The 6845-nt window shown below is 52.6% G+C and carries 6 protein-coding genes; 1 reads left to right on the top strand and 5 read right to left on the bottom strand.

Translation table 11 applies throughout. The features are described 5' to 3' along the window. Both NAI64_RS07880 and NAI64_RS07875 read right to left on the bottom strand, forming a co-directional pair. Positions 1–103: porin (locus NAI64_RS07880; protein WP_269299387.1), on the bottom strand; the 103-nt coding region annotated here is incomplete at its 3' end. Positions 104–498: 395 nt separating this feature from the next. Continuing rightward, the gene (locus NAI64_RS07875; RefSeq protein ID WP_269299373.1) at positions 499–1623 is read right to left on the bottom strand and encodes a porin; all 1125 of its coding nucleotides are present in this window, start codon (positions 1621–1623) and stop codon (positions 499–501) included. A gap of 361 nt (positions 1624–1984) precedes the next feature. On the opposite strand from NAI64_RS07875, the gene NAI64_RS07870 reads away from it, so the two are divergent. Continuing rightward, positions 1985–3523 (top strand): tetratricopeptide repeat protein, encoded by a 1539-nt coding sequence (locus NAI64_RS07870; RefSeq protein WP_269299371.1) that lies wholly within the window; start codon positions 1985–1987, stop codon positions 3521–3523. A 16-nt stretch (positions 3524–3539) separates the two neighbouring features. Here the strand turns inward: NAI64_RS07870 and NAI64_RS07865 are convergent, their stop codons facing one another. The 3 genes from NAI64_RS07865 to glyA all read right to left on the bottom strand — a co-directional run bounded on the left by NAI64_RS07865 (position 3540) and on the right by glyA (position 6652). Continuing rightward, entirely contained in the window at positions 3540–4166 is a 627-nt protein-coding gene (locus tag NAI64_RS07865; RefSeq protein ID WP_269299369.1) for a riboflavin synthase, read from the bottom strand. A gap of 10 nt (positions 4167–4176) precedes the next feature. Further along, positions 4177–5301 (bottom strand): bifunctional diaminohydroxyphosphoribosylaminopyrimidine deaminase/5-amino-6-(5-phosphoribosylamino)uracil reductase RibD, encoded by a 1125-nt coding sequence (ribD, locus tag NAI64_RS07860; protein WP_269299367.1) that lies wholly within the window; start codon positions 5299–5301, stop codon positions 4177–4179. A gap of 103 nt (positions 5302–5404) precedes the next feature. Continuing rightward, positions 5405–6652, bottom strand: coding sequence for a serine hydroxymethyltransferase (glyA, locus tag NAI64_RS07855; RefSeq protein WP_269299365.1), 1248 nt, complete (start codon positions 6650–6652; stop codon positions 5405–5407). Between the last annotated feature and the right edge of the window lie 193 nt (positions 6653–6845).

Here is a 6845-nt window from a genome sequence, read left to right as displayed (position 1 = left end):
CGAAACCGGTATCGACGACACCGTAGATGGTGACGTTGGATTGGGCATGTGCTACGCCGGCGGCAGCACCCAGCACAGCCAATGCGATAAGAGTCTTTTTCATTTTGCCTTCCCTTTTACTTTAATAGGTCCTTTAAAATCCAGAACAGCTGTTCAGGTCATTCAAGCTACTCGGATGAGTGAAAGATACCTTTTGATGGAAATCAATGTAATCAATTTGTCGTTTATTTTGAAAAAAACATCAAAAAGTGTCTCAAAAACGCAAAAAATGTTGTTTTTAGATCACACTGAAAGCACCTGTTTCCCGTTTTTCCACCATGCATTGCAAAAGATGAAGAATGCCGTTCAAGTCGTTGTGCAGTAACTCTTTTTGCACCGGAATATCCTGTTTCAGCGGCCCGTACACGCCTTTTCCCCTCGCCCGGCGTTTGTCCGGACTTTCCAGATGAAAAAAAGGACATCCTCGGATGTCCTTTTCCAAACTGCCCACCGGTATCGTCAGAAGCGATGGGTCACACCGACCTGAACGCCGGTGACACTGTCGCGGTTGTAACTTGCCGGATCACCCTGATTGTTCAGGCCCTCGCCACGGTAAAAACCTGCAACCTGATCGTCTTCGTAGTCGGTATAGGCGACGATCCCGTAAATGGACGTACGCTTGGACAAATCATAGGTATAGCCCAACGCCACTTTTTTCACATCCTTGCTGTCATGATCGGTAGCGGACCAGTTCACATCCTTGACCTTGCCGTAATTCAGCGAGGCATTCAGACGACCCGGCCCCAGCAACCATTCCAGACCGAGCAACCATGTCTGCTGTTTGGAGCTGATGGAAATTTCCCCTTCTTTCCATCCCTTGTCCATGGTCTGTTCGTAGGCCAGGGAAACTCTGGCCGGACCGAATGTATAGGCACCACCGAGATTCCAGACATACGATTTCTTCGAATCGGCCAGACGACTCCAGTTGGCGAGCAACGTTAACGGCCCGTTATCATAACCGAGCATGATGGCATAACCGTCATTGTCCGCACCGGCATATTTGACATTGCCTGCTGTCGCTTCGACTTGCGAACCGTTCTGATTCCGGTCGCTCGGATCATAAGCGGTCTTGGTCACATCTTTCATGTTTTCACCCAGCGAATAGCTGGCACCGAACTTGAAACCACTCCAGCTCGGGCTGTCATACCGGATCGTATTGTCGATACGAGCCGAACGTTGCGTGCTCAACAGCATGGAACCGACACCATACTGGTAAAACGGATCCAGCGTACGGAGCGTTTCGGTCGTCAGCTCATTGACACGTCCCAGACGAACAGCGCCCCATGAATCTCCCTTCAGACCGACATTGGCTGCTCCATCCCAATCTTTTCCTTCCTGTGCCAGCGTACCGTCATTGAGATTGAAGCGGCGTTCCAGTTCAAAGGTTGCTTTCATGCCGCCCCCCAGATCTTCCGATCCCCTGAACCCGATACGGTTATCCACATTCGATCCCATTCGGGTATCGGAGCCGTTTTCCTTGATGAAACCGGTATCGACCACACCGTAAATCACGACATTGGACTGGGCATTTGCCAGACCGCCAAGCGCACCTGTAATGGCTAATGCAATGAGAGTTTTCTTCATTTTGTTTTCCCTTTAAAGAGACTTGTAAAAATCCGTCGAAGCCTTTCTTTCGGACATCCGGATAAGCACAAAATAAAGAACCCCTTGCAACCGACTTTTTACAAAAATCGTGTTCCGTTCACTTTCTTCTGCCAGCAAGCAAATTTTCGCCTGTTATGTTGTATTTATGTTACAAAAAGTTTCTTTTCATCAAAAAAACAGAAAAAAATGCTTTTTGTGCGCACAATATTGTTCGTCTGACATTTTTATTCCGTTTGGAGGCAACTGCTGGCCCGCATAGGAGATATGGATACCGGCCCTTGCATCCGGACCCCCTGGTACGTTGTCCGTATCGCCAAAACCACTCAACCGTTTTTTGACTATGGCCAGCCGGGAAGAATTGCAGTTATTGCGCGAAGCACGCGCCGGAAACGCCACATCCCAGTATGCACTGGGAAAACGTTATCTGTTCGGCAGCAAAAGCCTGCCGCAAAGTCTGCCGACAGCGCTGCACTGGCTAAGCCGTGCAGCCACGCAAGGCAATACCGATGCCATGTTGTTGATCGGCGAACACATTGCTTTTGACGCCATCCAGACTTTTCCCGAACGACACAAACTGGAACCATGGTACCGCACGGCATTTCACCAGGGCAGCATGGCGGCGGGCTTCACGTTGGCAAGACTGATTCTGGCTTCCGATACAGCCAATGACGAAAAAAGACGTGGAGAAGCTATCGATATTCTGGAATCCGTCGCCCGCCATGATATACCGGAAGCGCAATGGCTTCTGGCCGAGTTGGCAAAGCATTCCCAAAAATCGTCGCCCATCAAGGACCATGCCCTTGAATGGACGGCCCGTGCAGCCGATGCCGGAATCGTCGATGCAAAAATGGCACTGATCGCTTACGCATGGGAAAACGCGGATTACGATACTTTTCTGCGGCATGCGCTGCCGATCGCACGCACCATCATGAAAAATTCCGCGCAAGCCGATACGAATACACTGGATGAAGCATCCGTTCATCTTTTGGTACGTTGCGGAAAATTGCTCGCCATGGAAAAAAAACATCACGACGACATTCCTGCGATGTGGGAAATCGCTGCCTTTCACAAAAATGCCGAAGCGGCCTTTTTGCTGGGACTGTGGTATGCAAGAATCGACGAAAACGGCCGGCGAACGCCCGACGGTGCCGGCGCCACCAGTTTCAAAAAAGCGATCCGCTGGCTGGCACAGGCAGGTGAACAGGGAATGGCAAAAGCCTGGTATGCCCTGTCGCAAATTTACCAGAAGGCAGAATTTTCACAACGCAATATGGCCGATGCGCAACGCTATCTGGAAATCGCCGCCAATCTCGGCCATCCGAAGGCACAATTTGACCTTGGCATGATCGCATGGCGAAATCGCAAGGAAGATGAATCCTGCGATATTCAGGCAGTGTACTGGCTTCAGAAAGCCACAAGCAACGGCGACACGGAAGCGGCCATCGCATTGAACCGTATTGCTTCCCGTGCGCAACCGGCTTCATGGGCTGTGACGGCGCGGCAATACCTCTCACAGGAAGCTGTCAGCAGTCATCCGTTTCTGGCGGCACGCATCGAGCTGGCCGCTGTCTTCGGCCTGTCCCGCCCTGAAGCCCTTTTGCTGGACATTCATGCCGCTGACAAGGGACATTGCCTGCTGGTCGATATCCGCGAATTTTACCGGCGCAGCAAGCGGCGACTGATCCTGATCCAGACAGGCCATGAACGCCAAACTCTTTCAAGAATCAGCCGTCTGTTCGAAAAGGTGGATTGCGGCCCGAAAGGACCGGAAGGCAATTACCGGCAGCGCCAGTACCGCCTGAAAACACTTTTGCCAGAAGAAATGGCTACCGACAACGGGCAGGAAGCTGTTTCCGGCAGCACAACGACTCCGGCATGAGAAACATACCGAAACTTTATCCGGCCGCTTTTTCTCCTGCCGACAGCATCCGTTCGACATACCGTGCAATCAGGTCGATTTCCAGATTCACGTGCGCCCCCTCCACCAGATTTTTCAGGGTGGTAACTTCCAGCGTGTGCGGGATCAGATTGATCGAAAACAGGCAACCGGTCGCTTCATCCTGTACCCGGTTTACCGTAAGCGAGACACCGTTTACCGCGACGGAACCTTTATAGGCAAGAAACTTTCCCAGCACACGGGGCGCTTCGATAACCAGTTCCCATGACTCCGCAACGGGCCGGAAAACCCTGACGGTACCGATACCATCGACATGCCCGGAAACCAGATGCCCCCCCAGCATGTCACCCAAAGCCAGCGCTTTTTCCAGATTGACCTCTCCGGTTTTGTCCAGTCCCGCCGTTTTGTCCAGACTCTCACGCGAGACATCCACCATAAACCCGGTATCCGTTTTTTCGACAACGGTCATGCATGCCCCGTTGACGGCAATCGAATCCCCGATGCGGACATTTTGCATCCCAAGCGCACCGGCATCGATATCGAGGCGTACCCCCGCTTTTTCTCCCTGACCAGATGGCGTGACCGAGCGGATGGTACCGACCGCTTCGATGATACCTGTAAACATATCCTTTTCCCTATTGTGTCAACCTTGCCAGAATCCGCAAATCGTTCCCTACCGGGACGATTTCGCGGAAATCCAGCGAAATTTTGTCGGCCAGCCTGTCGATATGGTTCAGACTGAGCATGTTTTTACCGCTGCCCAAAAAGCATGGCGCCAGATAAATCAGCATCTCGTCGACGAATCCGGCCTGAAGCAATGCGCCATTCAGCGTCGCGCCTGCCTCGACATGCACTTCATTGATTTCCTTTTCCGCCAGAACGCGCATCATATCCGCCAAATCCACACGCCCGGTATTGTTGATCGCCGAAAAAACCTGAATGCCTTTTTCCTGCATCGCACTGATCTTGTATGGCGAGGCATTGGCCGAAAATATCCAGGTCATCCCCTTTTCCAGCACCCGCGCATCCAGCGGCGTCTTGAGCTGGCTGTCCACGACGATACGCACCGGTTGCCTGACGACATCTGGCAGCCGGACATTCAATGTCGGATTATCCCTGATAACGGTACCGATACCGGTCATGACCGCGTCGGCCCGCATTCGCCAGCGATGACCATCCTCTCTCGCCTTTTCCGAGGTAATCCACTGGCTCTCACCGTTGGAAAGCGCCGTTTTCCCATCCAGACTGGCTGCCACTTTTATCCGCACCCATGGACGACCACGCTCGATGCGAGAGAAAAATCCCGGATTCATTTCCCGCGCTTCCCGCGCCAGTACCCCGCAAATAACGCGAATGCCGGCGGCTTCCAGCTTGCCAAATCCCTTGCCTGCGACCAGCCGGTTCGGGTCTTCCATGGCAGCCACGACACAGGAAACTTTCGCGCGAACAAGCGCATCCGCACAAGGTGGCGTTTTGCCATAATGTGCACAAGGCTCCAGCGTGACATAAACCGTCGCCCCCTCGCAGTCCGCACCACGTCTGGCGGCATCCGCAAGCGCCTGGATTTCGGCATGGTTTTGTCCCGCTGGCTGGGTGAATCCTTCTCCGATGATCTGTCCATCCTTGACGATGACACAACCGACTTTCGGATTGGGCGAAGTCAATACGGAACAATTTTTCGCCAGATCCAGCGCATGTCTCATGAAAAATTCATGTCCGGTCAGAGACGACCGACTGTCGAACGTATTCGACTCGCTCATGCTTCCCCCTTTGCAAAATCCTGATTCGCGGATATGGAAACCGCATTGTACCGGAAAAAAAAAGCCACCTGCTTGACAGGTGGCCTTGCCTGAACGAACCGGCTCAATGCTGGTAAACCGGGAAAGCCGTCGTCAGTTTCTTGACTTCGGCACGAACCCGTTCGATCGTGGCCTGATCTTCCGGATTCTCGATCACATCGGCCAGCAGATTGCCGACCATCGCCGATTCCGCTTCCTTGAAACCGCGAGTGGTCATGGCCGGGCTGCCCAGACGGATACCGGATGTCACAAACGGTGTCTGCGGATCGTTCGGAATCGCATTCTTGTTGCAAGTAATGTGACCGCTGTTCAAAATCGTTTCGGCCTGACGACCGGTAATGTGCTTGCTTTGCAGATCGACAAGCATGACGTGGGATTCCGTACGACCGGAAATGATACGGAAACCGCGATCGATCAGGGTTTTCGACAGCACACTGGCATTTTTGATGACCTGTTCCTGATACGTCTTGAAAGCAGGCTGGAGCGCTTCCTGGAAAGCGACTGCCTTGGCAGCGATCACATGCATCAGCGGACCGCCCTGCAATCCCGGGAAAACGGCTGAATTGATTTTGCGTTCGAATTCCTGTTTCATCAGGATAAAACCACCACGAGGTCCGCGCAGCGACTTGTGCGTGGTGGAAGTGACGAAATCGGCATAAGGTACCGGATTCGGATAAACACCTGCGGCGATCAGACCGGCATAATGCGCCATATCCACCATAAAAAAAGCGCCGACATCCTTGGCCACCTTGGCAAACCGTTCGAAATCGATACGCAGGGAATAAGCCGATGCGCCTGCGATGATCAGTTTCGGCTTGTGTTCATGCGCCAGCTGTTCCATCTTGTCATAGTCGATTTCCTCTTTTTCGTTCAGACCATAGGAAACGACGTTGAACCACTTGCCCGACATGTTCAGTGCCATGCCATGCGTGAGGTGGCCACCTTCTGCAAGCGACATCCCCATAATGGTATCACCGGGTTGCAACATCGCCAGGAAAATGGCCTGGTTCGCCTGAGAACCGGAATTGGGCTGGACATTGGCCGCTTCAGCGCCAAACAGTTTCTTCACACGATCGATCGCCAGTTGTTCGGCGATATCGACATATTCACATCCGCCATAGTAACGTCTGCCGGGATAGCCTTCCGCATATTTGTTCGTCAGCTGCGATCCCTGCGCCTGCATGACCGCCGGCGAGCAATAGTTTTCGGAAGCGATCAGTTCGATGTGATCTTCCTGACGGGTATTTTCACGCAATATAGCGTCCCACAACTCCGGATCGACCTGAGCGATAGTGTGGTCTTTAGCAAACATGTCCTGCTCCAATGATAGAAAATGTACTTCTCTGCAATATCGGGAAAAACGGTTCTGAAAATATCAGCAACCCGTGCGAGCGCCTTCCGGATGACCGTTCCGCCGGATGGCACGGTTTACATACATGGTAAAAATAGCAAAGGATTTTACAAGAAGCGCTGTGTTTCGGCAAGGAGAGCGCTTCTTCATGCGA

The sequence above is a fragment of the Oxalobacter paeniformigenes genome (assembly GCF_027158465.1).
Classification (GTDB): domain Bacteria; phylum Pseudomonadota; class Gammaproteobacteria; order Burkholderiales; family Burkholderiaceae_D; genus Oxalobacter; species Oxalobacter paeniformigenes.
This window is presented reverse-complemented; position numbering and strand designations above follow the sequence as displayed.

What these genes read in the sequence shown, in the direction of transcription:
- glyA (WP_269299365.1), bottom strand. Translation starts at nt 6,652, where the DNA reads ATGTTTGCTAAAGACCACACTATCGCTCAGGTCGATCCGGAGTTGTGG.
- NAI64_RS07875 (WP_269299373.1), bottom strand. Translation starts at nt 1,623, where the DNA reads ATGAAGAAAACTCTCATTGCATTAGCCATTACAGGTGCGCTTGGCGGT.
- NAI64_RS07870 (WP_269299371.1), top strand. Translation starts at nt 1,985, where the DNA reads ATGGCCAGCCGGGAAGAATTGCAGTTATTGCGCGAAGCACGCGCCGGA.
- NAI64_RS07865 (WP_269299369.1), bottom strand. Translation starts at nt 4,166, where the DNA reads ATGTTTACAGGTATCATCGAAGCGGTCGGTACCATCCGCTCGGTCACG.
- ribD (WP_269299367.1), bottom strand. Translation starts at nt 5,301, where the DNA reads ATGAGCGAGTCGAATACGTTCGACAGTCGGTCGTCTCTGACCGGACAT.